At 74.1% G+C, this 23,490-nt stretch carries 23 protein-coding genes; 15 read left to right on the top strand and 8 right to left on the bottom strand.

Annotated elements, in window-relative coordinates; all coding sequences use genetic code 11:
• The first annotated feature begins 160 nt into the window (after positions 1-160).
• The 4 genes from ACGFX4_RS29165 (at position 161) to ACGFX4_RS29150 (ending at position 7,681) form a co-directional block, all read left to right on the top strand.
• The gene (locus ACGFX4_RS29165) at positions 161-3,004 is read left to right on the top strand and encodes an ATP-binding protein (RefSeq protein WP_393080439.1); all 2,844 of its coding nucleotides are present in this window, start codon (positions 161-163) and stop codon (positions 3,002-3,004) included.
• Between the two features lie 123 nt (positions 3,005-3,127).
• Complete coding sequence (locus tag ACGFX4_RS29160) at positions 3,128-3,892, top strand: hypothetical protein (protein ID WP_393080437.1); 765 nt, start codon at positions 3,128-3,130, stop codon at positions 3,890-3,892.
• Positions 3,893-4,062: 170 nt separating this feature from the next.
• Entirely contained in the window at positions 4,063-5,967 is a 1,905-nt protein-coding gene (locus ACGFX4_RS29155; RefSeq protein WP_393080434.1) for a galactose oxidase-like domain-containing protein, read from the top strand.
• Positions 5,968-6,055: 88 nt separating this feature from the next.
• Positions 6,056-7,681: a Dyp-type peroxidase gene (locus ACGFX4_RS29150; protein ID WP_393080432.1), complete on the top strand. Its 1,626-nt coding sequence runs from the start codon at positions 6,056-6,058 to the stop codon at positions 7,679-7,681.
• Positions 7,682-7,773: 92 nt separating this feature from the next.
• Here ACGFX4_RS29150 and ACGFX4_RS29145 read toward each other — a convergent pair whose 3' ends face one another.
• On the bottom strand, positions 7,774-8,124 hold the full coding sequence (locus tag ACGFX4_RS29145; RefSeq protein WP_393080429.1) for a PRC-barrel domain-containing protein: 351 nt from the start codon (positions 8,122-8,124) through the stop codon (positions 7,774-7,776).
• A 298-nt stretch (positions 8,125-8,422) separates the two neighbouring features.
• Here ACGFX4_RS29145 and ACGFX4_RS29140 point away from each other — a divergent pair, with 298 nt between their 5' ends.
• Positions 8,423-8,863 carry a VOC family protein gene (locus tag ACGFX4_RS29140; RefSeq protein WP_393080427.1) on the top strand — a complete coding sequence of 147 codons (441 nt, stop codon included), beginning with the start codon at positions 8,423-8,425 and terminating at the stop codon, positions 8,861-8,863.
• A 32-nt stretch (positions 8,864-8,895) separates the two neighbouring features.
• On the opposite strand, the gene ACGFX4_RS29135 is transcribed toward ACGFX4_RS29140, so the two are convergent.
• Positions 8,896-9,183, bottom strand: a complete 288-nt coding sequence (locus ACGFX4_RS29135; protein ID WP_393080425.1) for a hypothetical protein — start codon at positions 9,181-9,183, stop codon at positions 8,896-8,898.
• A gap of 38 nt (positions 9,184-9,221) precedes the next feature.
• A complete protein-coding gene (locus tag ACGFX4_RS29130) occupies positions 9,222-9,410 on the bottom strand; it encodes a hypothetical protein (RefSeq protein ID WP_393080422.1) in 189 nt (62 codons plus the stop codon).
• Positions 9,411-9,591: 181 nt separating this feature from the next.
• Between ACGFX4_RS29130 and ACGFX4_RS29125 the strand changes: the two genes are divergently transcribed.
• The 3 genes from ACGFX4_RS29125 (at position 9,592) to ACGFX4_RS29115 (ending at position 12,181) form a co-directional block, all read left to right on the top strand.
• The gene (locus tag ACGFX4_RS29125; RefSeq protein ID WP_393080420.1) at positions 9,592-10,119 is read left to right on the top strand and encodes a hypothetical protein; all 528 of its coding nucleotides are present in this window, start codon (positions 9,592-9,594) and stop codon (positions 10,117-10,119) included.
• A gap of 84 nt (positions 10,120-10,203) precedes the next feature.
• Entirely contained in the window at positions 10,204-10,599 is a 396-nt protein-coding gene (locus tag ACGFX4_RS29120; protein WP_393080418.1) for a DUF6221 family protein, read from the top strand.
• 67 nt (positions 10,600-10,666) lie between these two features.
• Complete coding sequence (locus tag ACGFX4_RS29115) at positions 10,667-12,181, top strand: CHAD domain-containing protein (RefSeq protein WP_393080415.1); 1,515 nt, start codon at positions 10,667-10,669, stop codon at positions 12,179-12,181.
• Between the two features lie 24 nt (positions 12,182-12,205).
• On the opposite strand, the gene ACGFX4_RS29110 is transcribed toward ACGFX4_RS29115, so the two are convergent.
• Positions 12,206-12,511: a cupin domain-containing protein gene (locus tag ACGFX4_RS29110; RefSeq protein WP_393080413.1), complete on the bottom strand. Its 306-nt coding sequence runs from the start codon at positions 12,509-12,511 to the stop codon at positions 12,206-12,208.
• 170 nt (positions 12,512-12,681) lie between these two features.
• Positions 12,682-14,082 (bottom strand): MFS transporter, encoded by a 1,401-nt coding sequence (locus ACGFX4_RS29105; protein ID WP_393080410.1) that lies wholly within the window; start codon positions 14,080-14,082, stop codon positions 12,682-12,684.
• Between the two features lie 110 nt (positions 14,083-14,192).
• Between ACGFX4_RS29105 and ACGFX4_RS29100 the strand changes: the two genes are divergently transcribed.
• From ACGFX4_RS29100 to ACGFX4_RS29085, 4 genes are all read left to right on the top strand, one after another.
• Entirely contained in the window at positions 14,193-15,140 is a 948-nt protein-coding gene (locus ACGFX4_RS29100; RefSeq protein WP_393080407.1) for a LysR family transcriptional regulator, read from the top strand.
• 73 nt (positions 15,141-15,213) lie between these two features.
• The gene (locus ACGFX4_RS29095) at positions 15,214-15,759 is read left to right on the top strand and encodes a GNAT family N-acetyltransferase (protein ID WP_393080405.1); all 546 of its coding nucleotides are present in this window, start codon (positions 15,214-15,216) and stop codon (positions 15,757-15,759) included.
• 224 nt (positions 15,760-15,983) lie between these two features.
• Positions 15,984-17,297 (top strand): ankyrin repeat domain-containing protein, encoded by a 1,314-nt coding sequence (locus ACGFX4_RS29090; RefSeq protein WP_393080402.1) that lies wholly within the window; start codon positions 15,984-15,986, stop codon positions 17,295-17,297.
• Positions 17,298-17,361: 64 nt separating this feature from the next.
• Complete coding sequence (locus ACGFX4_RS29085) at positions 17,362-18,075, top strand: hypothetical protein (RefSeq protein ID WP_393080399.1); 714 nt, start codon at positions 17,362-17,364, stop codon at positions 18,073-18,075.
• Between the two features lie 106 nt (positions 18,076-18,181).
• Here the strand turns inward: ACGFX4_RS29085 and ACGFX4_RS29080 are convergent, their stop codons facing one another.
• A complete protein-coding gene (locus ACGFX4_RS29080; RefSeq protein WP_393080397.1) occupies positions 18,182-18,766 on the bottom strand; it encodes a helix-turn-helix domain-containing protein in 585 nt (194 codons plus the stop codon).
• Between the two features lie 120 nt (positions 18,767-18,886).
• Between ACGFX4_RS29080 and ACGFX4_RS29075 the strand changes: the two genes are divergently transcribed.
• Positions 18,887-19,723 carry an EamA family transporter gene (locus ACGFX4_RS29075; protein WP_393080395.1) on the top strand — a complete coding sequence of 279 codons (837 nt, stop codon included), beginning with the start codon at positions 18,887-18,889 and terminating at the stop codon, positions 19,721-19,723.
• Positions 19,724-19,749: 26 nt separating this feature from the next.
• Positions 19,750-20,460 carry a B3/4 domain-containing protein gene (locus ACGFX4_RS29070; RefSeq protein WP_393080392.1) on the top strand — a complete coding sequence of 237 codons (711 nt, stop codon included), beginning with the start codon at positions 19,750-19,752 and terminating at the stop codon, positions 20,458-20,460.
• Between the two features lie 27 nt (positions 20,461-20,487).
• Here ACGFX4_RS29070 and ACGFX4_RS29065 read toward each other — a convergent pair whose 3' ends face one another.
• Complete coding sequence (locus ACGFX4_RS29065; RefSeq protein ID WP_393080390.1) at positions 20,488-21,255, bottom strand: maleylpyruvate isomerase N-terminal domain-containing protein; 768 nt, start codon at positions 21,253-21,255, stop codon at positions 20,488-20,490.
• Positions 21,256-21,465: 210 nt separating this feature from the next.
• On the opposite strand from ACGFX4_RS29065, the gene ACGFX4_RS29060 reads away from it, so the two are divergent.
• The gene (locus ACGFX4_RS29060) at positions 21,466-22,410 is read left to right on the top strand and encodes a tyrosinase family protein (protein WP_393080388.1); all 945 of its coding nucleotides are present in this window, start codon (positions 21,466-21,468) and stop codon (positions 22,408-22,410) included.
• Positions 22,411-22,425: 15 nt separating this feature from the next.
• Here ACGFX4_RS29060 and ACGFX4_RS29055 read toward each other — a convergent pair.
• Positions 22,426-23,490, bottom strand: a 1,065-nt coding sequence (locus tag ACGFX4_RS29055) for a phospholipase domain-containing protein (protein WP_393080386.1), incomplete at its 5' end; no start/stop codon positions are given.

Below are 23,490 nucleotides of genomic sequence, written 5' to 3'. Positions count from 1 at the left end.
CCCGGCCACGGTCGCCGGTGCCCATTTCCGCAGCTCCCCCGCGCGATCCCGGGTAGTCGCGGCGCGGAACCCCGGTACTCCCGCACCGCGCGTCGGCCGGGGCGCCGCAGTAGCGTGGGTCCACCGGCGGGCGGGCCCGCCGGTGGACCGGGAGCGGACCATGGCACAGGACGCGGCTGGGCGCGGGGGCCGGGCGGCCGGTCCGCGCGGCTTCGCGTTCGTCGGCCGGGAGCGGGAGCTCGCCGCCGTGGTCGGGGCGCTGTCCGCCCGGCCCGCGGTGGTCCTGGTGCAGGGCGAGGCGGGGGTCGGCAAGTCCCGGCTGGTCGCGGAGGCCTCGGCGGTGCTGCGCGGCCGGGGCGTCGGCTCGGTGCTCGGCGGCTGCCATCCGCTGCGCGAGCCGCTGCCCTTCGGCCCGGTGATCGACGCGCTGGAGACGATCGGCCCGCTGCTGCCCCCGGACGCGCGGATCGGCGCCGCGGCCGGCGCGCTGGCACCGCTGCTGCCGGACCTCGCCGACCGGCTGCCCCCGCCGCCCGAGGAGCCGGCCGGCCCGGCCGGTCAGCTGCGTGCCGTCCTCGGCGCGACCCGGGCGCTGCTGACCGCCGCCGCGCCGGTGGTGCTCACCGTCGAGGACCTGCACTGGGCCGACGACGCCACCCGCGAGCTGCTCCTGCTGCTGGCGGGCGGCCTGCCGGACGGCGTCGGCCTGGTGCTGACCTTCCGCGGCGAGGAGCAGGCCGGACCGCTGCTCGGCCAGGCGTTCCGCCGCCCGGCCGGCACCACCCTGCTCGACCTGGCCCTCCAGCGGCTGGACCCGGCCGCGGTCTCCCGGCTGGCGGGCGCCGCGCTCGACACCCGCCCGTCCGGCGAGCTGACCCGGGTGCTGTACGAGCGCAGCGCCGGGCTGCCGCTGATCGCCGAGGAGGACCTGATCACCCTGGCCGCCGAGCCGGACGCCGCCGAGCGGCCCGAACTGCTGGGCGTGCCGCGCAGTCTGCGCGAGGTGCTGGCCGCCCGGATCGAGCCGCTGTCCGGGCCGGCCCTCGCGCTGGTCGAGGCCGCCGCGGTGGTCGCCGTCCCCGCCCACGAGGACCTGCTGCTCCGCTCGGCCGACCTGACGGACACCCGCGGCACGGACGCCCTCGTCGAGGCGCTGGCCCGCTCCGTCCTGGTCGAACTCGGGCCGGACGCCTACGGGTTCTCGCACGCCCTGGCGGGCCGCGCGGTGTACGACGGGCTGCCCGGCCCCCGCCGCACCCGGCTGCACCGGCGGGTGCTCGCCCTGCTGTCCGCGCAGGACCCGCCGCCACTGGTCCAACTCGCCCACCACACACGGGCCCTGGGCGACACCGAGCGGTGGCTGGGGCACGCCAGGGCCGCGATCGACCAGGCCCTGGCGGTCGGCGACCAGGGCACCGCCGCGACCCTGCTGCGGCAGATCCTCGACCTGCCCGGCCTGCCCACCGCCGACCTCGGCGAGGCGGCGCGCTCGCTCGCCGAGGCGATCGGCTACACCGCCGAGGCCACCGACACCACGATCGCCGCGCTGCGCCGGATCGTCGCCACCCCGGGCCTGGCACCCGCCGTCCGGGGCGAGATCCGGGCCCGGATCGGCAACATCCTGCGCACCCGGGACGGCGGCTCCGCCGGCGTGGAGGACCTGGAGACCGCGGCGGGCGAGCTGGAGGCCGACAACCCGGCGCACGCCGCCAAGACCCTCGCCGTGATCGCCGCGATGGACACCGGCGACGCCCCGGCCGCGGACCGGACCGCGTGGATGGACCGCGCGCTGGCGATCCTCGACCGGATCGACGACCCGGAGACCGCGGCGATCGTCCACATCAACCGGCTGGTCTCCCTGCCGGCCTGCGTCTCCCCCGAGATTCCCGGGCTGATCGCCGCGCTTCCCCGGCACAGCGACAACCCCCGGCTGCTGTTCACCACCGTGATCGGGCTGTCCAACGCCGCCGAGATCGCCCTCTGCGCGGGCCTGGACGGGCGGGTGGCCGCGTGGGCGGAGGAGGCCGTCGCGCTCGGCGAGCGGGCCGATCTGCCCGGGCTGGTGGTGTACTCCAGCAGCTACCCCGTCCTGCTGGAGTGGACCTCCGGGAACTGGCAGCGCTGGGACACCGCGCTCGCCGCGTACCGGGCCCGCTTCCCCGACGGCCCGGTCGCCGACATCGGCCTGCTCGGCGCCGCCCAGGGCGTGGTGGCCGCCGCCCGCGGGCACGCCGGGGAGGCCGCCGAGCGGTTCCGCCGGGCCGTCGGCCACGACGCCACCGGCGTGCTCACCCTGCCCTCCGCCGCCGGGCTGGCCCGGCTTGCCCTGGCCGCCGCCGACCCCGACGCGGCCTGGCAGGTGCTCGCCCCGGCCGTCCGGCTGCTGCGCCGGCGGGAGCTGTGGCCGTTCGCCTTCGACCTGCTGCCGACCGCCGTCGAGACCGCCCTGCTGCGCAAGGACCGGGCCACCGCGAGCGCCCTGGTCGCCGACCACGCGGCCGGGACGGCCGGCCTGGAGTGCCCGGGCGCGGACGCCGAGCACCGTCTCGCCGAGGGCCTGCTGCTGGCCGAGGACGCCCCCGCCGAGGCGGCCGCCGCCTTCGACCGGGCCCGCGCCGGCTGGCAGGCGATCGGCCGCCCCTACCCCGCCGCCCTGGCCACCGAACGGGCCGCCGCGGCCGGCACCGCCGACCCGGAGACCGCGGCGGCCGCCCTCACCGGGGCGATCGCCGTCCTCGACGGGCTCGGCGCCGTCACCGACGCCTCCCGCTGCCGGCACCGGCTGCGCGCCCTCGACCGCTCCAAGCCCCGCGGCCCCCGCGACCCGTCCGGCCTGCTCTCCCCGCGCGAACGGCAGGTCGCCGACCTGCTCGCGCGCGGCGCCAGGAACAAGGACATCGCCGCCGCCCTGTTCCTCTCCGAGCGCACGGCCGAGCACCATGTCGCCGCCGTCCTGCAGAAGTTGGGCACCACCCGCAAGGCGCTGCGCGAAGCGGGCCGGTGACGGGCGTTGCGCCGAACGGCCGCCGCGGTGATCGCTCGGGCCGGGCCCGGGGGTATGCCCTCCCACCATGACCCCGTACACGAACCGACCTTCCGCCGCCGCGCCCGCACCCGGGCGCCGCCCGTGATCACCCTCCTGCTCGCGGCCGTCGCGGCCGCCCTGTTCGGCGCCGGCATGGCCTGGCTGAGCCACCGTCTGGTCCACCGGGACAAGGTGCCCGACACCGGCCCGGCCATCGGCACCGCGGCCGGCGCCGTGGCCTCCTTCTTCATCTTCACCATCGCCTTCATGACGGTCACCGCGACCGCCAGTCTCGGCGCCGCCCGCCAGGGCACGTACGCCGAGGCGGGCGCGATCAGCGACCTCTACATGGCCACCCACGACCTCGCCGAGCCGCAGCGCGGCGAGCTGCGCGAGGAGTTGGCGGACTACACCCGGCGCATCATCAGCGACGAGTGGCCCGCCCTGGCCGCCGGGCACCAGGACTTCCCCACCCGGGAGGCGGCGTACCAGCTGGCGCTGCGGGTCAACGCCGCCGCCGCGCAGCCGCAGACCCCGGCGCACACCGCCGCCGACCTGCACGACTCGATGCACGGCGTGATGGGGCACCGCCGGGACCGGCTGGCCCAGGCCCAGGAGGGCCTGCCGTACCCGCTGATCTTCTTCCTGGTCGGCACCTCGGTGCTCACCATCCTGTTCCTGGTCCTGATGGGCTGGCCGCGCGGGCGGCGGGGCACGGTGGCGATCTCGGTGATCGGGGTGCTCTTCGCCTTCGGCATCTGGCTGGTGCTGCAGATCAACCACCCGTACGGCGGCTCGGTGCACGTCGATCCGACGGCGTACCAGCAGGCCCTGGACCGGATCGACTTCCTCAAGCAGCTCGGCTGAACGTGACACGCCGTCACCCCACTGCCCCGACTCCTCACCCCGGCGGACCGTCCGGCGCGACAGCAATCGGTTTGTACTCGAACACTTGGCTGTGGTGCCGGCGCCCGCTGCGTCCGCAGCGCTACCCCGCGGTAGGTCCCCCCTTGCCCCGGCCCGTCCTGAGGAGACCGATGTCCCGTCATCGCCCGTCCCGGCTGCTCGCCGCCTGCCTGCTGGCCCCGGCTGTCCTGGTGGCCGTCCCCGCCACCGCCCAGGCCCGTCCCGCCCAGGCCCCTCCCGCGCACGACCACCCGGCCCCCGCCGCCGAGGGCCGGTCCTTCACCGCCGCGGAGGTCCGGGCGGAGGTCGACCCCGGCGAGGCCGCGGCGCTCGGCACCGAGCACGCCGAGGCCCACGCCCGCGCCCGGCTCGGCCTGCGCGCCGTCGGCGAGTACCCGCAGTCCACCCGGACCGCCCGCCTGAAGGAGCTGACCGACACCCAGGCGCGCATCAACGCGGGCTTCGACGCCTCGGCGTTCGGCGCGTTCAAGGAGTACTTCCCCTCCCCCGACTTCGCCGCGCACGTGGCGATGCTGCCCACCGGCAAGGTGCTGCTGTTCTCCTTCGAACGGATCGAGACCAACCCGCAGAAGGAACCGGCGCCCACCGACACCATCGGCGCCGAGAACGCCGGCCGCGCCTTCGTCTGGGACCCGGCCAAGGGCACCGGGACGGACGCGTTCAAGAAGGTCACCCCGCCCACGGTGGTGATGCCGGACGGCCTCAACATCGCCCGCCCGGCCCCGTTCTTCTGCGCCGGACACTCCTTCCTGCCCAACGGCATGCTCGGCGTCTTCGGCGGCAACCTCGGCGGCAACGGCGGCAGCGGCGCCAAGCTCTCCCTGGTCTTCGACCCGTGGACGGAGACCTGGGCGCAGAACCAGGACATGGCCACCGGCCGCTGGTACCCCTCCGTGGTGACCGGCGCCGACGGGCGGCAGCTCATCATGTCCGGCCAGTCCGAACTCGGCTGGGGCACCCCCACCCCGATCGTCGAACGCTTCCCCGCACTCAGCCGCCCCGTCCCGTACGCCAAGACCGACGTGCCGCGCAACCAGCCGATCGAACGCTTCAAGGCGGACGCGCCGTTCACCCGCGACTACCCCCACCTCTTCTCGCTGCGCGACGGCCAGGTGTACGCCTTCGGCCGGCAGGCCGCCGAGCAGTGGGTGTTCGACCCCGTCGCCGAGACCCGCTCCGACCTCCCCGCCCGCCCCGACGGCACCATGCGCAACTACGGCTCCGCCGTCCCGCTGCCCGGCGGCTGGGAGGGCCCGAACTCCGCGCTGATCCTCGGCGGCGACCGCGACGACCCGGGCACCTACCGCTTCAGCGACGGCAAGTGGACCGCCGACCAGGCCCGCGCCTTCGGCCGCACCCAGGACGACACCCTGATCCTGCCCGACGGCACCCTGTTCACCGTCAACGGCGCGTACGACATCCGCGACTACGGCAACGGCACCTACAACCCCAACGCCGACCTGAAGTACCGCCAGGTCGAACTGCGCGACGCCGAGGGCAAGTGGCAGCTCGGCCCCGTCCAGCGGCTGCCGCGCGGCTACCACTCCAACGCCGTCGTGATGCCGGACGGCCGGATCATGGTCACCGGCGACGAACTGCAGCAGCTCGCCAACAACCCCGACATCACCAGCGACCAGAACGGCACGATCGAGATCTACGAACCCGCCTACCTGCACAAGGGCCCGCGCCCCGCGCTCGACCAGGTCCCGCAGCAGGCGCTCGGGTACGACTCCCGGTTCACCGTCACCACCTCCACCCCCGACCAGGTGCAGCGCGCCGTCCTGCTGTCACCCACCACCGCCACCCACGCCGTCAACACCAGCCAGCGCCACCTGGAGCTGCGGATCAAGGCGCGCGAGGGCAACACCCTCACCCTCCAGGCCCCGCCCAGCGCGGCCGCCGCCGTCCCCGGCTGGTACATGCTCTTCCTGCTCGACGCCAACGGCGTACCGAGCACCGCGCAATGGGTCCAGCTCGCCCCCGACGCCCTCCGCAGCGCCACCGCCCTCAAGTAGGACTCCCCCACCCTTCGCCGCCGCGCCCGCCACCCCTGCGCGGGTGCGGCGGCGAACACCCCTACCCCGGAAGCGAGTTGCCCGGCCCGTGGACCTCACCGCCTGCCCGTACGCCCTCACCCGCCGCACCCTGCTCACCGCAGCCGCCGCGGCCACCGCCACCGCGGGCCTCGCCCTCGCACCCGCCGCCTCCGCCTCTCCTGCCGCCTCCGCCGCTCCTTCCGCCGCCACGTCGCTGCGCGGGAGCCGGGAGATCCAGGGCGACATCCTCGCCGGCTTCCGCCGCAGCCGCGCCGAACTGCTCCTGCTCACCTTCGGACCGGCCGACACCGCCCGACGATGGCTGGCCGCCCTCGTCCCCCGGCTCGCCACCACCGCCGACGTCACCGCCGTCAACGACCGCGTCGCCGCCCACGCCCACCAAGGGCAGCCCGACCCCGGCGCGATGAGCGTCCTGTGGACCGGCCTCGCCCTCACCCACGACGGCCTCGCCCACCTCGCCGGCCGCGACCCGCTGCCCGTCGCCGCCGTCGGCGGCACCGCCGAGGCCTTCCGCCGGGGCCCGGCCGCCCGCGCCGCCCTGCTCGGCGACACCGGCCCCAGCGCACCCGGCAGTTGGCTGTTCGGCGGCCCCACCCGGCCGACCGTCCACGCCGTCCTCACCGTCGCCGCCGACCACCCCGGCCGACTCGCCGCCGCCGTCACCGCCGCCCTCTCCGACGCCGGGCAGCACGGCCTGCGCCTCGTCCACCGGCAGCCCGCCGCCGCCCTGCCCGGCGAACGCGAACACTTCGGCTTCCGCGACTGCATCAGCCAGCCCGGCGTCCACGGCTACGACCCGGCCGACCCCGCCCACCCCGACCAGGTCGCCGGCGCCCCCGGAACCCGGCTCGTCCCGGCCGGCGAGTTCCTCGTCGGCCACCCCCGCGCCCACGGCCTGCCCAGCGGACTCCCCAGCTGGGCCCGGGACGGCAGCTTCCTGGTGGTCCGCCGCCTCGCCCAGGACGTCCCCGGCTGGTGGGCCCAGATCCGCAGCCGGCTCACCACCCTCCAGGCCGTCGGCACCGCCCCCGCCGACGCCCCACCCGAATGGCTCGGCGCCCGCCTCGTCGGCCGCTGGCCCTCCGGCGCCTCCCTCGCCGCCCACCCGCACGCCGACCCCGGCACCGGCCGCACCCCCGACAACGACATCGGCTACGCCACCGACCCCGACGGCTGGACCACCCCGCTCTTCGCCCACATCCGCAAGAGCAACCCGCGCGACGGACTCGTCCTCGCGCCCGGCTCCCGCCCGCTCCCCGCGGCGCAACTGGACGGCCATCGGATCATCCGCCGCGGCCTGCCGTACGGCGCACCCTTCCTCCCCGGCCACGACTCCGGCCCCAACGGCCCCACCGCCGCCCGCGGTATGGTCTTCCTCAGCCACCAGGCCGACCTGGTCGCCCAGTTCGAGTTCATCCAACGCGCCTGGATCGACGCCCCCGACTTCCCACCCGCCCGTACCCCCAAGCCCGGCACCGACCCCGTCCTCGGCCCCGACAGCCCCATCGCCTTCGAAACCCCCGCCCCGAGCGGCACCGGCAGCCGGGTCACCCCCCTCCACTTCACCCGCTTCGTCCGCACCGAAGGCACCCTCTACGCCTTCACCCCCACCCTCCCCGTCCTCACCGCCCTCGCCGCCGGCCGGCTCGACACCACCCCGCTGCCCCACTGACCGCCCACCGGCGGGTCCGCCACCGGGAACGGCGGCGGGGCCCCGACCCAGAGGATCGGGGCCCCGCCGCTGGTCGTTCGGGCGTCACGCGGTCAGAAGATCCCGCCGCCGTAGTACCCGCCCACCTGCGCGCGGTACTCCGGGTCGTCGAGGTGCCTGTCGCGGTAGAACTCCGGGGAGTTCCTGATCTCCTCCTTGGTCCGGTTCACCCAGACCGTCTTGCCCTCGACGTCCACCCGCTGGATCGTCCCCGCCGGAAGCAGAACCTCCCGACCGAAGATCCACGGACCGGTGTCCACCACGATGTGTGCGGAGTCCACCTCGTCGGTGTGCCTGTCGACCTTGCCGATGTGGCCGTCCTCCGCCTCCACGCGGAACCCCGTCAGGTCGCTCCCCGCGCTGTAGCCCTCGGCGTTCCCGTATCCCCACAGACCGGTGCTCACAACTACCTCCTCTTTCCTGCAACTTCGGTGCGTCCTCGTCGCGTACCGGTGCCCGGCGGCCGCCGCCGCCCGCACATCAGTCGCGGAACGCGTGGGAAGCCTTGTCATCCGTGCTCACGGCGTCTCCTCTCGACGCAACGTCCTGTACGGCTGCCCCCTCGCGTGCCCCCGTCTCCCGGGACCATGCACACCGATTCCGGATCTCAGCCCTTCCCGGGTGTCGAGACCGGTCCACCGGGACCGTCCTCGGTATACCTGGGGCGTCAGAGGGCCGCGCACACGCAGAGGGAGAACCGTCATGACGCTCCAGCGGATGGACAACGTCGGCATCATCGTCGAAGACCTGGACGCCGCCGTCGCCTTCTTCACCGAACTCGGACTGGTGGTCGAAGGCAGGGCCCAGATCGAGGGCCACTTCGCCGACCAGGCCGTCGGGCTCGACGGAGTCCGCAGCGACATCGCGATGATGCGCACCCCCGACGGTCACAGCAAGCTGGAGCTCGCCCAGTACCACCACCCCGCCCCGATCGGCGCCGGAGCCGACGTTCCACCGCCGAACACGGTCGGCCTGCACCGCGTCATGTTCGCCGTCGACGACATCGACGACACCATCACCCGCCTGCGCCCCCACGGCGCCGAACTGCTCGGCGAGGTGGCGCAGTACAAGGACATCTACCGCCTCTGCTACCTCCGCGGCCCCTCGGGCATCCTCCTCGCCCTCGCCGAACAGATCGGCTGACGAGCCGGCCCCCGCCCGCCCGGCCGCACGACTCACCCCTCCGCCGGAGGAGCTGCGACGACTCCTCCGGGAAGCCGCACGCTCAAGCGGTACGTCGTCGGGTGCACAAGGCGTCCGCAGAGCGTGTCCACCCGCAGCTCCGACTCGCCCTCGTACGTGCGCTCAGCCCGGATGCGACGCAGGTACGCCTGCCAGTCGTCGTAGTCCTGAGTTTCGAAGACCACCTGCCAGCACGCCTCGACGTCCGCCGGACACGTCGTCGCGGTACGGTCCTGGCGGGCCTGCTCCTGCCGCCGCTTCCGCTTCGCCTGACCAGGCATCAACGCCTTCCCTTCCATCCGCCGCCCGTGCGGGCAGCTCAACCGTAGAGGTGGCCCCGGACAAGCGGATCGTTCTCCAGAACGAAGTCGACCACGGCCCAGAAGTCGGCGAGCAGCGGGCGCACGAGCCCGGCCGCACGATCGAGCTTCCGCCCGAACAGGGGACCGTCCGGGTAGATCGTCCCCGCACTCACCAGCGTGGCGGCCGGCGCCGCCTGCCCGGGCACGGGCCCCACCCGGCACCCGAAGGCGACGTGGTCGTCCCACGTCTCCGTTCCGCCACCCCAGGTACCAAAGATCACGTCCGCCCAGGTGTCGCGGCCCCGGTCACGGTGGAAGGCGGTGACCGGGTAGGAGATCCTTGGCCACTCGGGCGGCTGGCCGGGTCGACGACTGGGGTGGGTGGGGATGGCTGTCAGTGCATTGGTGCGTGCCGAGCTGGCGCGGCACGACTGGTCCGCGTTGAGCTGCGCCTGCGGGGACTGGGCAGAGCATCTGCCGCTGGTGTTCGAGACGCTGCTGACTGCCGAGAGTCCCGAGGACGCTTCCGGATACGGACTCTTCGGGCATGTCGAGTACAGCTGCGTCCTCGCCGAGTGCACCGTGCCGGCCGTCGGCGTCATCCTCGCGGCGCTGGCGGGTGAGGTTTCACCGATGGTCCGCACCGAGTTTCTGGAGACGCTGCTGTCGGTGGCCCACGGTTCGGGGTACAACAGCGCGCGGCCGTCGAAGCGGGCGAACGACGAGTACCGGGCGTTGATGCAGGAGGGCTTCTGGCCGCTCGTGCGCGCCGGGCTCACCGGCAGTGCGCAGGACGCCGAGACGGTGGCCGATCTCTGCGAGTACTTCGACCTCGGTGACGGCAAGTCGGCGCACTACCGGGCGCTGCTGCGCGAGCGCGTCCGGGCGAGGACCAAGCGCCGGGCAGCGCGCTGACGGCACACAGGCGCGGGAACGGAACCCGTCCGATGTCGCCTCGCACGCTCGACTGGACCGCCGCCGTCCGGGGAGGATGAGCGCATGAGTTCCGACCTGGTCGCGTTCCTGCGCGCCCGACTCGACGAGGACGCGCAGATCGCGCGGGCGGCCGCCGCCGGCCCGGCGACCGGTGGCGATCACGTCGCGCGCTGGGCGCCGGCGCGGGTGCTGGCGGAGACGGCGGTGAAGCGGCAGCTGGTGGCGGTCTCCAACATCGATTGCTCGCCGGGCTGCGCCGTCGAGCATGCGTTCAGCAGGTCGTGCGGTCTGCACTGGATGGGCCCGCTGCACGAGGAGGCGGACGGGCGGTGGCTGTACGACGACTCCGGTGCCCGGCATGCCCCGCCGCCGGTGACGACGGAGTGGACGCTCCGGCTGCTCGCCCTCCCGTTCGCCGGACATCCCGACTACCGGCCCGCGTGGGCGCCCGGCGTGTGAGCCGATCCGGCCCCGGCCGTCCCCGGTCGGGGTGATTCGGACGGGCCGGTTCGGGCAGACGCCCGGGGTGGCGACTGAACATCAGGAGACAGAGCGGTCGTACGACGGCGCCCCGCGCACGCCGTTGGCCGCGGACGGCCTGCCGGGAGCGGCGTCCGTACGCCGGGAGCCGGTGATGCGGCTCGACGCCGTGTATTTCGACACCCCCGACCTGCGTCTGCTGCGCCGCGGTGTCACGCTGCGCCGGCGCACCGGGGGCCGTGACGCGGGGTGGCATCTGAAGACGCCCGCACTGGACGGGAGCCGTACCGAGACCCGTCTGCCCGCGGGCGCCGGGGAGCGGGACGGGCCGCCGGAGGAGCTTCTCGCCCGTGCCGCGGTCCATGCCCGTGGCGGCCGGCTCGACGCGGTGGCCCACCTGCGGACGCGGCGGGAGCCGACGCTGCTGCTGGACGAGGACGGGCGTACCCTCGCCGAGCTCGTCCGGGACACGGTGTCCGCCGAACCGCTCGGCGCCGGCGATCCGGCGGCCCACCCCCTGGACTGGACCGAGACCGAGGTGGAGCTCGCGGAGGCGGGGCCGGAGCTGCTCGACGCGGTGGAGGAGCGGCTGCTCGCGGACGGGCTGCGGCCGTCCGACTCCCCGACGAAGCTCGGCCGGGCCCTGAAGGGGCGACTCGACGCGCTCCCGGCCCGCACCCGGTCCGCGCCCCCGCCCGGGCCGGACACCTGCGACTCGGTCGGCGACTGCCTCACGGCCTACCTGCGGTCCCACATCGCCGCGATGGAGTCACTGGACGCGGCGGTCCGGCTCGACGAGCCCGACTCCGTGCACCGGATGCGGGTCCACATCCGCCGCCTGCGCAGCGTGCTGGCCGCGCACCGCCGTTTCCTCCGCCGGGACGCGGTGGAGGACGTCGACAGGGAGCTCCGCCGGCTGGGCCGCATCCTCGGGCGGGCCCGGGACGCGGAGGTCATGGGCGAGCGGCTCGGCGCCGCCGCGTCCGACCTGCCCGGCGACCTCCGGCCGCGGGCGACCCGCCGGCTGCTGGACGCCGTCTTCCGGGACCGGTACGCGAGCGCCTGGCGTGCCGCCGTCGAGGCGATGGAGCGGCCCCGCTACTTCGCGCTGGTCGACGCGCTGGAGGACCTCGCCGCCGATCCGCCGCTGCGGGGCAGGGCCCGCCGCGGCCGCAAGCAGGCCCAAAAGGCCATGGCGAAGCAGCGGAAGCGGGTCGTGGAGCGCCTGCGTCCCGCCCTCGCCCTGTCTCCCGGGCACGACCGCGACCTCGCCCTGCACCGGGCGCGCAAGGCGGCGAAGCGGGCCCGCTACGCGGCGGAGAGCAGCGAGCCGCTCCTCGGGAAGCACGCCCGCCGGCAGGCGAAGCGTACGAAGCGCGTCCAGCAGGCGCTCGGCGCCCACCAGGACGGCGTGGTGGGCGAGACGACTCTGCACGAGGTCGCGGCCCAGGCCCCGCCCGGCATCGCCTTCGCGCTGGGTGTGCTGCGGTCCCGTCAACGCACGGACGAGGAAGGCCAGTTGTCGGACGCCGCCGAGGCCGGCCGCAAGCTCGGACGGTGAGAACGACGCCGATCCGACGAACCGTCAGTCCTCCGGGAGTTCCACGATCACCAGCGTGCCCCGGCTGCCCGGAGCGACCGCGTGCACCGCTCCCGCCGCGACCAGGTACAGCTCTCCGGCCCGGACCGACACCGGGGTGCCGTCCACCACCAACTCCATACGGCCGTCGAGCACGAGGAGCGCCTCGTCGGCGTCGTGGCTCTCCTCCGCCACCGGTGTCCCGTCCATCCGCAGGACCTTCACGCCGGCCGTTCCCACCCGGCCCAGCAGGAGCGAGCTCCACGCCTCCGGGAGGCCGGCCGCGGTCTCGGTCAGGTTGATCACGTTCATGGGCACACGCCTCCCGCCGGACCTGCTCGGTCAAGCCGAACGGGCCCGCTCATCACGTTTCTTGGATGTCTTGGAAGCTACCCGACCGGGAGCGCCGATTGGTCGACCGTTTGGCAAAGACTCCCGGAGACCGGCCCACCGTCGTCGGCCTCCGGGGGCTGCAACCCGGCTCAGTCGGTCCAGCGGACGACGAGGACGGCGGCCAGGGCGACCGCGACGGCGATCACGCGGAAGCCGGAGTCCATGGCGGCGCTGAGTGCGGCGGCGGACGCGCCGGTGCCGGCGGCGTTGGCGCCGAGTGCGGTGCCCATGGCCGCCACGCCGACGGCGCTGCCGACCTCGCGGGCGGCGCCGTTGAGTCCGGAGCCCATCCCGGCCCGGTCGGCGGGCAGGCCGGTCATGATGCCGCCGGAGAGCGAGGGCAGGGCCAGGCCCATGCCGGCCAGGGCCAGCGCCGGGCAGAGGATGTACAGGGCGTACGGGGTGCCCGCGCCGACGAAGGAGAAGGCGCCGAGGCCGACGACCATCCCGGCGAAGCCGAGGGCCACCACCCGCTTGGCGCCCCAGCGCTTCACCAGCCCGGTGGAGGACCGCGAGGCGAGCGTCATCGCGACGGCGATCGGCGCGATCGCGAAGCCCGCCGGCGCGAGGGAGTAGCCGTGGGCGAGCGTCAGGTACTGGGCGTTGACGTAGAACATGGCGAACGCCCCGGCGAACGCCACCGTGACGCCGATGGTGCCGGCCCGCACGGGGCGCAGCGCGAACACCCGCGGGTCGAGCAGCGGCTGGCTGCGGCGCAGCGCGACGCGGACGTACACCAGGGCGATCAGGCCGGCGGCGGCGAAGGAGCCGAGCACCCAGGCGGAGGTCCAGCCGCGCTCGCGGCCCTCGATCAGTCCGTGGATCAGCGCGACGATCGCGGCGGCGAGGAGCACCGAGCCGGGGACGTCCAGCGGCACGGCGCGCCGGGGTGTCCGGGGCGCCCGCAGTGCGGAGACCCCGAGGAGCAGCGCGCCGGCGGTGCCGAACACCAGGAACAGCCCCTGCCAGGGCAGGAATTGGAGCACCACGCCGCCGACCACGTTGCCGAGGATGCCGCCGACGGCGAGCGAGGCGGTCCAGGTCGCCACGGCGGCCGGGCGGCCGGCCTGCGGGACGACCAGCATCAGCAGCCCCAGGGTGACGGGCAGGGCGAGGGCCGCGCCGGCGCCGGCGACCAGCCGTCCGGCGATCAGCAGCGGCACGTTCCCGGCGGCGGCCGCGAGCAGGCCGCCGCCCGCGAACAGGCCGAGCCCGGCCAGCAGGACGCCCTTGCGGCCGAGCCGGTCGGCCAGCGCGCCGCCGGGGATCAGCAGGCAGGCGAAGGCGATCAGGTAGGCGTCCACGATCCACACCAGGGCGGTCGGGCTCGGGTGCAGGCCGCTCTGCGCGATCGACGGCACCGCGAGGTTCATCGCGGCGGCCATCGCCTGCAGGGTCCCCGCGCACAGGGACATCAGGATCACGGTCGCCCTGGCGTTCGGCCGGTCCGCCGCCGCCTGCTCGGTGGCCGGTAGTTGCTTGGTCTCCACGTCGTCCCCTCCGGGTCTCGGACCTCAACGGGAAGGACGCTAGGAGCGGGCTACCATAACTTCAAATGCACGCATCACAAGAGTATGTTGCAGCAGACACAATTCTGCAGGTGGGAGGAGAAATCGTGGGTGCCGCGGCCCGGGACGTCGACCTGAATCTCCTCGTCGCGCTCGACGTCCTGCTCGACGAGTGCTCGGTCTCGGCCGCCGCCGACCGGCTCGGCCTGTCCGCACCCGCGATGAGCCGCACGCTCGCACGCATCCGCACCGCGTTCGCCGATCCGATCCTGGTCCGCTCCGGGCGGTCCATGGTGCCGACACCGCGCGCGGAGGCCGTGCACGCGGAGGTGAAGGCCCTCCTCGACCGCTCGCGCGCACTGTTCGCCGAAGGCCGCCCGGTCGACCCGGCCCGGCTCGACCGGGCGTTCACGATCATCGCCAACGACCTGCTCGCCGGCACCCTCGCCGCGCGCCTCCTCCCGCGCCTGCGGCAGACCGCGCCCGGCGTGACCGTCGTCCTGCTCGCCGAGGGCCCCTACCCCGACGACCTGGTCCTGCGCGAGGGAACGGCCGACCTGGAGGTCCGGGTGATCACCGCCCCGGCACCCGAGACCCGGATCGAACCGCTGCTCGTCGACGAGATGGTCGCCGTCGTCCGCCCCGGCCACCCGCTCACCCTCGGCCCCCTCACCCCCGCCGCGCTCGCCGGCGCCCTGCACGTCACCCCGTCCCGGCGCGGCCGCCTGCGCGGACCGCTCGACGACGCACTGGAGGCCGTCGGGCTGCGGCGGCGCGTGGTCGCGGCGATGCCGACCTTCGCCTCCGCACTCCAACTCGTCGCCGCCTCCGACCTGGTGAGCCAGGTCCCGGCCCGGACCGGGGCGCCCCTGGTCGCCGCCCTCGGCCTCGTCCCGCTGCCGATTCCCCTGCCACTGCCGCCCATCGACATCTCCATGGGCTGGCACCCGCGCCACGACAACGACCCGGCGCAGCGCTGGTTCCGCGAGCAGGTCCGATCCGCCCTCTCCGGTCTCGCCGGGGCGCCACCCGGCCGGTGAGACCGGGGCGGCCCGCGGAAGACCGACCGAAACCCGCTTGCCCCGATCTCCGCGCGCGCCCGAGGATCGGCACATGAACCACGTCGTACGAGCCGTCACCGGCGAGGACTGGCAGCACGTCAAGGAGCTGCGCCTGGAGGCCCTGCGGGATCCGGTCGCGGGAATCGCCTTCCTGGACACGTACGAGAGCGCCGCCTCCAAGCCGGACGAGTTCTGGCAGGCACGCGCGGCCGGTTCCCGCGGCGACATGATCGCGCAGCAGTTCGTCGCCGAGCGGACGGACGGCGGCTGGGACGGATCGGTGACGGTCCTCATCGAGCGGGCCGGCCACCAGGACGTCCTGTGTACGCCGACCACCGTCGACCAGGCCCACCTGGTCGGCGTGTTCGTCCGCCCTGAGCGGCGCGGCACCGGCCTGGCCCGCGCCCTGTTCGACGCGGCGATCGCGTTCGCCCACGAGCTCGACGAGCCGAAGGTCACCCGCGTCCGCCTGTACGTGCACCAGGACAACCAGCGGGCCGAGGCCTTCTACCGCAAGCTCGGCTTCACCCGCAGCGGCCACTCCGTCCCCGTCCCGGGCGAAGAGTCGTCCGTCGAGCACGAACTCGTCCTCGGCTAGCGCTCCCGTGCGACTTCGCGGTCCATCCGGTCGAGGAGGCGGCGAGTCGCCGCCGGTGGCGGCTGCGACGGGCCGTTGCCTGCTGGTGTCTGCGCCGGTTCGACCGGTGCAGCAGCCTGCGGGGGGTGATCGTTGGGTTCAGCAGGGCGTCGAGCAGGTGGCGGGATCTCCGCTACCGCATCCGCGCGGACATCGGACGGTGACGTCCCCCGGCCTGCGGCTGCGTGGCCATCGAGCGCAACAGGGGGTTGGGGATGGGCGAGGATCCACTCATCACGGCGGTGCGGAACGGGGACGAGAACGCGGTGAGAATACTGCTCGAGGACGGGGCGGACCCCGACGTCTTCGACCAGCAGGGCACCCCCGCACTCTGCCTGGCCATCTCGGCGTTCAACTTGACGATCGCCGGCTATCTGGTGGAAGGCGGCGCGGACCCGGACCGCCGGCTGCCCGACGGGACCACGCCCCTCTTGCGGGCCATCGACAGGGGCTCCATCGGCCTCGTCTTCTGCCTGCTCGGTGACGCGGCGCTGATCAGCGAGGCCACCCGGGTGGAACTCCTGGCACGCGCCCGGCAGTGGCATGAGATGGGCCCGGTCGCCATGCTGCGACAGCGGACCGGCGCCTCGGACGAGGTCGAGCGGGTTCGGGTCCGGGACAGGGAATGGTTCACCGACTACCACGAGCTCCGGCTCGGTGGAATGACCGTCCGCGACGGCCACACAGGGATCCTCACCCTTCTTGAGAAGTACTTCGGACTGCACCTGGGCATTGACGAATTGGCGGCGCGCGCGTGCGCACTCGAGTACCCGGACTATGAACACGCCGTCTGGTCGGAAATCGTCACAACCCTTGCCAAGAGGCAGAACGACGAGACCTGGAAGGCTGCGGCGGCACTGCGGGACCATCCCGATCCCCTGCACCGCCGCTTCGGCGCAGAGGTCCTCGTCTGCCTCCACCTCGAGGCTGACCATACGAACGTCCCGAGCCCGTTCGAGCAGCGCACGCTCGAACTTTTCCTCGACTGGGCACAGCAAGAGGAACACCCGGACGTCCTGGCCGAGACCCTGGCCGGCCTGAGCCACCATGAGGACCCGAGGATCGAGCCGCTGGGGCTCACATACCTGGCCCACCCTGCCCCGCGGGTACGCGCCAGGGTGCTCTCGACCCTGAGAATCGTGAACTCGGAGAGGTCTGGGCGGCAGACGTTCACCTCCGAGGGGCTGAACGCTGTACTTGCGCTGGCCCGGGACGCCAACGCCTCCGTTCGCCACGTCGCTGGCTACCGACTCGCGCACAGCCTGAATCCCGAACCCGCCATCGGGGACACCCTGGCCGGCCTGCTCGACGAGGAGAACCAGCAGACCCGCATCTGGGCCGTCTACGGACTGGCCGAGCGGGACGATCCGCGCTGTATCGACGGCGCCGACCGGGTGGGACCCGTCGACGAGTACGAGTCATGGTCCTGGATACTCCGCGCGCCCTCACGGTACGAGCAGCGCCGAAGGGAGCGGGAGTCTCCGGCCACGACCGAGTAGCAGACGCTCGCTTCTGTATCCGATCGCGGCCTGGCTGCGGATCTTCGTGCGGCATCATGGGCGGGTGAAGCTGACACAGCCGGACGATCTGACCGTTCGCCTCGTCCAGGCCGAGAAGCCGGCCGATGTCGTCCGTGCCGGAGCCGCTTGCCTCGCCCGGTTGCTCGGCGGGTTCGGGTGGGTCAGGTCGCGGCAGTCGCTGGAGCGGCGGGAGGCAGGGCGCCGTGAGGTGATCCAGCTGGAGAAGAGCAAGTGGAACCGATCGGAAAGCCTGATCAAGTTCACGGTCACGAGCCTGACGGTCTTCGACGAGGGCCTGGGCGCGTGGCGTCGAGCCAATCCTGAGCTGACCGTCGGCCGGCCGGAACCGGTGGAGTCGATCGTCTGCGCCACCAGCTTCCTGGACATGTCGAGGCAGTACTTCGTGGTGCTGACTCGGCCCGAGGATCGCCCCGCAAGGCTGGAACAGTTCGCAGCGCACCTTCGCGAGACCGCACTCCCGTGGTTCGCCGCCACCGCGGACCCCGATCAGGCCGCGCCGGCGGCCCCCGATGCTCTGCTCACCGCATGGGGATTCGCTCAGGACCTGTTCGAGTTCCTCGTCAGCACCGGACATCACGCGCAGGCGCGAATGCTGTGGGAACGGGTCCAGAAGCAAAACCCGACCCATCAGCACCTGTTCGCTGCGGGCCGGGCCATGGCCGAGACAGGACAGCGACCCCGCTGGCACACCCCTGAGGCTCTCGGATGGAGCGCGTCCGTTCTGGAGTTGATGTAGGCCGACCCCTACGGCAGGGCTGCCTACGGATACGCAGTCCCGACCGTGGCGGAAGGCCGGGCGGAGCCCCCGGGTGTCGATGCCGGGAGCCCCCAGCCGGCGGCCTTCAGCCGGTGGTGGCGGGGCCCGGGGGGAGTTGGACGGTCATGATCAGGTGGCAGGTCGTGTCGCCCGCGCCGCGGTAGCCGTGCGGGGTGTCGCCGTCGAAGGTCGCGGTCTGGCCGGCGTGGACGGGGTGTTCGACGCCGTCGACGAGCAGGACCATCCGGCCGGCGGTGACGCTGACGGTCTCGACCACGCCGGCCCGGTGGGGGTGGCTCGGGTACTCCTCCCCCGGTTGCAGGCGCCAGCGCCAGATCTCCACCGGTACCGGGCCGGTGGTGGTGAGGAGCAGCCGGGCCTCGCTCCCCCGCGCCCCGGTCCAGAGCGGCGCGGTCGCGTCCTCCGCCACCACCCGGACGCGGCCCTCGGCGCGGCCCTGCATCAGGTCGGACACCGAGATGCCGAGGGTGTCGGCGAGCCGGACCAGGGTGGCCAGGTTGGGGTTGCCCTGGGCCCGTTCGAGTCCGACCAGCGCGCCCTTGCTGACCTGGGCCCGCCGGCTCAGTTCCTCCAGTGACAGCCCGGCCCGCAGCCGGGCGGACCGGACGTTGTACGCGACCGCGCGCAGCGTGGCGTCCGTCTCGCTCACCTGGCTGTCCCCTCCACGCCTTCGACCACTGCAGTGCACCGCCCAGGTCACTCCATTGGCCTAAATCGGTCGATCCGTTGTACCGTTCAGTCGTTCCACTGTAACGCCGAAGGATCTGCCGTGATCGCTCTCCTGCTGGCCCTGGGCAGTTCCCTCGCCTACGGGTGCGCCGACTTCCTCGGCGGACTCGGCGCCCGCAAGGCGCACGTCCTGCGCACGGTGCTGATCGCCGCACCCGCCAGCCTCGCCGTCGAGCTGCTGATCTGGCCGTTCCTCGGGGCCGACTTCAGCACCGGCGCGGTGGGCTGGGGAGCGGCCTCCGGCGCCGCGTCCGCCGCGGCGTTCGTGCTGCTGTACCGGACGCTCGCGATCGGGCCGATGAACGTGCTCTCGCCGGTCACCGCGCTGGTCTCGGCGGCGCTGCCGGTCGCCGTCGGCCTGCTGCAGGGCGAGCACCTCGGCACCGTCGGCGTCCTCGGCCTGGTCCTCGCGCTCTCGGCCGTCGTCCTGGTCAGCGCCGGCCCGGGGGTCGGCGCGGCCCGCCCGTCGCGCACGGCGCTGCTGCTGGCCTTCGGCGCGGGCACGGCGATCGCGCTGCAGTTGGTCTGCCTCGACCGGGCGCCGTCCGACAGCGGCGTGGCCCCGCTGATCGTCGGCCGCGCGGTGTCCTCGGCGGTCACCCTGGCCGCCGCGCTCCTGCTGCGGCGCCGGCTGGGCGAGGAGCGGCCCGCGTACGGCATCTCGGCGGCGGCCGGTGTCCTGGACTCGGTCGCGAACCTGCTGTTCCTGCTCGCCGTCCGCGACGGCAACCTGACCGTGGTCGCCGTGATCACCGCGCTCTACCCCGCCGGCACCGTGCTGCTCGCCCGCAGCGTGCTCGGCGAACGCATCCACCGCAGCCAACTCCTCGGCCTCGGCGTCGCCGCCGTCGCCGTCAGCCTGCTCGCCCTCGCCTGACGAACCCTCTGGGAGCGGACCCCGCCATGCCGACCACCTTCCACCTGACGCCCGCCGTCGCCGCCGCTTTCCCCGACGTCCGGATCGCACTGGTCACCGCGACCAGCCTGCGCGGCCACGAGCCCTGGCCGGCCACCGACGCCGCCCTCGCCGCGCTGGAGCGGCAGCTCGCGGACGGCTCCTGGCAGCCCGCCGGCGAGAGCGACCCGCGGATCGACGCCTGGCACACCGCCTACCGCTCTTTCGGCACCAACCCGCGCCGGATCCGGCCCAGCGTCGACGCGCTCGGACGCCGGCTCGCCAAGCAGGGCCTGCTGCCCCGGATCAACCCGGCCGTCGACTCCTACAACGCCGTCTCTGTCCGCCACGGCCTGCCCGCCGGGGCGTTCGACCTCGCGCACGTGACCGGCGGCGTCGTGATCCGCCCGGCCGACGGCACCGAGACCTTCACCCCGCTCGGCGAACCCGACACCGTCGAGCACCCCCGGCCCGGCGAGATCGTCTACGCCGACACCACCGGCGTGCTCACCCGCCACTGGAACCACCGCGACGCGCACCGCACCCGTGTCACCGCCGACTCCACGCACGTCACCTTCCTCCTGGAGACCCTCCGCGCCGACCGCGACGGCCACCACCTCGCCACCGCCGCCGAGGAGCTGCGGGCGCTCCTGGCCCCGCACGGCGACGGCACCACCGTCGCCCACCTCGGCGCGGACAGCCCCGACGTCACCGTGTGAGCCGGGGCCGTCGAGCGCCTCCACGGGTCACACCTCCGGCTCCCACTCCTCCAGCAGGTCGAAGAGCCGGAGGTCGCCGTCCAGCTTCAGCCAGTCCAGCGGGATGCGGCCGCGCAGGGCGAGGACCAGGTCGGCGGCCGGGCCGCTCGCCGAGGCGAACACCACGCCCGGCCGCACCTCGCCCACCGCGGCGGTCCGAACGGCCTCCGCGGACAGCTCCAGGCGCCACGACCCGCCCTCGCCCGCGTGGTAGTCGATCACCGCCTCGCCGTGCGGCCAGCCCGCGGCCCCGGCGCTGCTGGTGGCCAGGAACTCCGCCACCCCGTCGAGCGCCGCCACCACCGGCAGCGGCTCCGGCTCACCCGCCACCAGCTGGGCGTCGTAGGCGTGCACCATGGCCTCCTGGACCTGGCGCCGCGCCACCGCGCCCGCGTTCCGCGGCGACTCCGAGCCGGCCCACCACGTCCAGCAGCCCCGCTCCGGACCGGCCTCGCGCAGCGCGCCGAGCAGCAGCTCCGTCGACTCCGCCGACCACGCCAGCAGCGCCTCCCGCTCGCGCGGCGCCACCGGCCGCTCCACCTCGGGCCGCACGGCGGAAGGCCCGGCACCGAGCACCACCGCCCAGAACCGGTGGACCTCGCCCAAGTGGTGGGCCAGGTCGAACAGCGTCCACTCCGGGCAGCTCGGCACCTGCGCGTCCAGGCTCGGCGCGGAGCCGACCGCGGCACGGAGGGCGGCCGATCGTTCGTCAATCAGCCGCAGCAGCAAGGGGAATTCGAGCGTTGTCGTCGTCACCTCGGCTGTCTACCACCGACCACTGACAGGCCGCACAGGGTTATTCGCCGGCCCCACCCGGCGTACGCCCGTCCGTCCGGGTGGTCCTCGTCCCGGGCGACCGGGCGTCGCCGCCGGTTCGCGGCCCGCCCCGCTCATGGTGGACGGTGCCGGAGCCGCCCCCGGCGGCCCGCACCGGCCGACCGGGACTGCCGAGAGGACCCGCCGCCCATGCCTCCCGCCCCTCGTAAGAAGGCCACCACCCGCACCAGGAAGACCACCGCCGCCGCGGTCGCCGCACCCGCTGGACGGTTCCCCAGCGGCGAGCAGCTGCGCGTGCTGGAGGACGAGTGGGGCCTGCGCCCCGCCGTCGACCCGGAGGCGCTGGCACTGCGCCTGGACCGCCACCTGGCGACCGTCCCCGCTCCGCCCGCCGCCGTCCGCGTGGCCGGGGCCGACGGCGCGCCGACCGTCCCGGTGGCGGAGGTGCGCCGCTGGCTGGTGCAGCTGACGAGCAGTCTCTCCCGTGTCCGGGTCGACCACCGGCGGCTCGACCAGGCCGCGAAGGACCGCTTCAACAAGGCGCTGAAGGACGCCCACGCCGACCACTCGTACCAGCCGTTCGCGGCGATCCACGCCGACATGGGCCACATGATGCACTCGATGATGGGCCCGATCGGCACCCGGCGCTTCCTGCCCTGGCACCGCCTGTACACGCTGCGCTGCGAGGACCTGCTGCGGCGCAAGCAGCCCGGGCTGACCATCCCGTACTGGGACTTCGCCACCGACCACCACCGCCCGGACTGGGTGTGGCAGCCGCCGGGCGTGCAGCGCGGCGTCCCGGGCGCGGCCGGCGACCACCTGCCCACGCAGGCGGTGATCGACGGCCTGCAGCACCGCCGCACCTACACCGGGTTCACCTCGCACCTGGAGACGGACGCCCACAACAACGTCCACAACTGGTGCAACGGCACCATCAGCGACCCGATGACCGCCACCCAGGACCCGATCTTCTGGCTGCTGCACGCCAACGTCGACCGGGTCTGGGACCACTGGCAGCTCACCCACTCCGGGCGCCCGTCCCTCGCCGGGACGGACGCCGTCCTCGACCCGTGGCAGCCGACCACGGCCGCCCAGGTCGACGACATCACGCCGCTCGGCTACTCGTACGGCTGACGCCGGACGCCGACCTCAGTACGTGATGAGGCCGGGGTCGGAGAGGCCGGCGGCGCCGGTCTCGACGTGTCCGGCGAGGCGGCGGACGAAGTCGGTGGTGACGTTGGACGTGATGGTGACGTCGTACCAGTTGCGGCACGTGCCCAGGCCGACGGTGAGGTTGACGGTGGCGCCCTTGCGGACGGTGACGGTCTGCGGGGTGCCGGCGTAGGCGTTGGTGACGGTCAGGACCGCGTCGGCGCCGGCCGGGTTGGTGAAGGTCAGGTCGAGGTTGCCGGTGCCGGTGTTGTGGCGGGCCACGACCTCCGGGCCGGCGGTCTTGCCGGGGCTGCGGAAGCGGCGCAGGAAGCCGTTCGGCCCGTGCACGGTCAGGTCGGTGACGCCGCCGGAGTAGTAGGTGTTCCACGAGTCCGTGACGGTCTTGCCGGCTTCGGTGGTGTAGGTCCACGGGCCGTCGGTGCGGTTCGGCGAGGTCACCAGGAACTGGCCGCCCGCCGCCGCGCCCGCGCTGAAGGTCAGCGCGTACTTGCCGGTGCTGATGTTCGCCGAACCGTCCACGTAGGGCGCGTACTTCAGCGGACGGGTCGGCTTGCTGCCGGCCTCCTGCTTCGGCATGGTGCCGATCGCCGGCGGGGCGGGGACGTAGTCGGGATGGCGGTTGCGGTCCGGCGGCTGGTAGCCGGTGGTGGACGGCAGGGTCACCGGTGCGGAGTTCGAGGCGGTGAAGTCGAAGGCCGCGGTCAGGTCACCGCAGATCGCCCGGCGCCAGGGCGAGATGTTCGGCTCGGCGACACCGAAGCGCCGCTCCATGAACCGGATGATCGAGGTGTGGTCGAAGGTCTCCGAGCAGGTGAACCCGCCCTTGCTCCACGGCGAGACCACCAGCATCGGCACCCGCTGCCCGAGACCGTACGCACCCGCGCCGTAGCTGACGTTGCCACCGAAGTAGTCCGCACCCGTCGCCACCGTCGACAGGCCCTGGTTCGCCGAGGACGGCGGGAACGGCGGCACGACGTGGTCGAAGAAGCCGTCGTTCTCGTCGTAGGTGATGAACAGCGCGGTCTTCGCCCACACCTCCGG

The sequence above is a fragment of the Kitasatospora sp. NPDC048365 genome (genome assembly GCF_043200835.1).
GTDB lineage: Bacteria > Actinomycetota > Actinomycetes > Streptomycetales > Streptomycetaceae > Kitasatospora > Kitasatospora terrestris.
This window is presented reverse-complemented; position numbering and strand designations above follow the sequence as displayed.

Excerpts from the sequence above, each read along its gene's own strand:
- ACGFX4_RS29060 (WP_393080388.1), top strand. The coding sequence starts at position 21,466 with ATGCCTCCCGCCCCTCGTAAGAAGGCCACCACCCGCACCAGGAAGACC.
- ACGFX4_RS29135 (WP_393080425.1), bottom strand. The coding sequence starts at position 9,183 with ATGCCTGGTCAGGCGAAGCGGAAGCGGCGGCAGGAGCAGGCCCGCCAG.
- ACGFX4_RS29140 (WP_393080427.1), top strand. The coding sequence starts at position 8,423 with ATGACGCTCCAGCGGATGGACAACGTCGGCATCATCGTCGAAGACCTG.
- ACGFX4_RS29070 (WP_393080392.1), top strand. The coding sequence starts at position 19,750 with ATGCCGACCACCTTCCACCTGACGCCCGCCGTCGCCGCCGCTTTCCCC.
- ACGFX4_RS29165 (WP_393080439.1), top strand. The coding sequence starts at position 161 with ATGGCACAGGACGCGGCTGGGCGCGGGGGCCGGGCGGCCGGTCCGCGC.
- ACGFX4_RS29110 (WP_393080413.1), bottom strand. The coding sequence starts at position 12,511 with ATGAACGTGATCAACCTGACCGAGACCGCGGCCGGCCTCCCGGAGGCG.
- ACGFX4_RS29155 (WP_393080434.1), top strand. The coding sequence starts at position 4,063 with ATGTCCCGTCATCGCCCGTCCCGGCTGCTCGCCGCCTGCCTGCTGGCC.
- ACGFX4_RS29095 (WP_393080405.1), top strand. The coding sequence starts at position 15,214 with ATGAACCACGTCGTACGAGCCGTCACCGGCGAGGACTGGCAGCACGTC.
- ACGFX4_RS29120 (WP_393080418.1), top strand. The coding sequence starts at position 10,204 with ATGAGTTCCGACCTGGTCGCGTTCCTGCGCGCCCGACTCGACGAGGAC.
- ACGFX4_RS29125 (WP_393080420.1), top strand. The coding sequence starts at position 9,592 with ATGGCTGTCAGTGCATTGGTGCGTGCCGAGCTGGCGCGGCACGACTGG.